Below are 1,395 nucleotides of genomic sequence, written 5' to 3'. Positions count from 1 at the left end.
TAATTTGCCGCTTTAGATGTGCATCTGCGTTATCCTCACCAGTATTGTTGTGCTGATATTGATTGATTGGTTCGTGAGGTGCAAGTGATTCCAACCATTTTTCAAAATCTTGATGTAATCCATTTTCATCGTCGTTTATGAAAACACTTGCAGAGATGTGCATTGCGTTTACAAGACATAGCCCTTCCTGAACTTTGCTTTTGAGAACTAGTTTTCTTATTTCAGGTGTAATATTTAGAAATGCTCTACGTGTTTTTACATTAAAAGTAAGATATTCAGTAAAAGATTTCATGATATGAAATACCATATCTGTCATTAAAATTCTAAGTGCGGGCTCAGAACTCAAGATCCTCATCATCAATCAAAGGGATAGGGTCATCACTGCCGGCAAGGCAGTATTAAGGTAGATGCCTATTGAGTCTTTCAAGAAGATTGATAAATGACGAACTGGGGATTTATTCAAAATGGTTTCAATTGATACTCCTGCTTCATTGGAAAGTTTTAGAAGATTTGTGATTGGCAGCACATGTCGTTCTTATGCTCCAAGGAGTTACTTGGAGGATCCCGAGGTATTTGCAGAGAGAGAAGATAGCTTAGGCTCGATTTATGTCGAGGCTGCAGATAAGGTAACTTTGAAAAAAGTGAGAGACATTACATTTGTCAATGCAAGAGACATTCTTGGAATTATTTACAATTCAAAGAGTGGAAATACTGCGTTAAAGTGGCGTCAATTAAGAAAAAACAATGGCAAAGTCGTAGGTGAAGCATCAGCAAATTCTTTGACCAATTTAGCTGAATCAGGGGTTCTTACTTTGGATTGGGTTGAAAATTATCTCAAGAAAAAAACAGAAGAGACAAAAAAAGTCACAAGCTAAACTCTTTTGTTTCTGTTAATTAGAATAATATTATGATTACAAAAATAATTGATGATAATTCAATCTCTGTGATGCCAGAAGATTCTGATGATCTTTTAACTTTACGCCGTATAATTAGAGAAGGAGACAGAATTGTAGGTGATACTACTAGAGTTATAAAATTAGAAAAAGATTATGCAAGACCAGACAAGGGAGAAAGAATTAGAGTAAGAATTGCATTGAATGTAGAAAAAATATCATTAGATGATGTTTTAGATAGATTAAGAATTGGAGGAACAATACTAGAATCAAGTAATGAATCTGTCCCTCATGGTTCACATCATTCATTTATTCTAAAAATAAATGACGGTATTACAATTACAAAGAAAAAATGGTTACCAATTGAAAAAAATTTAATTGAATCAAACAATAAACAAATAGGATTTGTTTTAGTTGCAATTGACACGGGAGATTGTGGTATTGCAAGACTACGAGGAACACATCTAGAATTTATTCCAAATATTTATTCAGGATCTGGAGG

General features: G+C 33.8%; 3 protein-coding genes. 2 read left to right on the top strand and 1 reads right to left on the bottom strand.

Going from position 1 to position 1,395, the window contains the following annotated elements:
* Positions 1-346, bottom strand: a 346-nt coding sequence (locus tag BG20_RS07515; protein WP_238527560.1) for a YjbQ family protein, incomplete at its 3' end; no start/stop codon positions are given.
* Positions 347-464: 118 nt separating this feature from the next.
* Between BG20_RS07515 and BG20_RS07510 the strand changes: the two genes are divergently transcribed.
* Both BG20_RS07510 and BG20_RS07505 read left to right on the top strand, forming a co-directional pair.
* A complete protein-coding gene (locus BG20_RS07510) occupies positions 465-875 on the top strand; it encodes a hypothetical protein (RefSeq protein WP_007403152.1) in 411 nt (136 codons plus the stop codon).
* A gap of 32 nt (positions 876-907) precedes the next feature.
* On the top strand, positions 908-1,395 hold a 488-nt coding region (locus BG20_RS07505; protein WP_010193101.1), incomplete at its 3' end, for a pelota family protein.

The sequence above is a fragment of the Candidatus Nitrosarchaeum limnium BG20 genome (assembly GCF_000241145.1).
Classification (GTDB): Archaea; Thermoproteota; Nitrososphaeria; order Nitrososphaerales; family Nitrosopumilaceae; genus Nitrosarchaeum; species Nitrosarchaeum limnae.
Note: the sequence above shows the minus strand (reverse complement) of the source record. Positions and strands in the feature narration are given on the sequence as shown.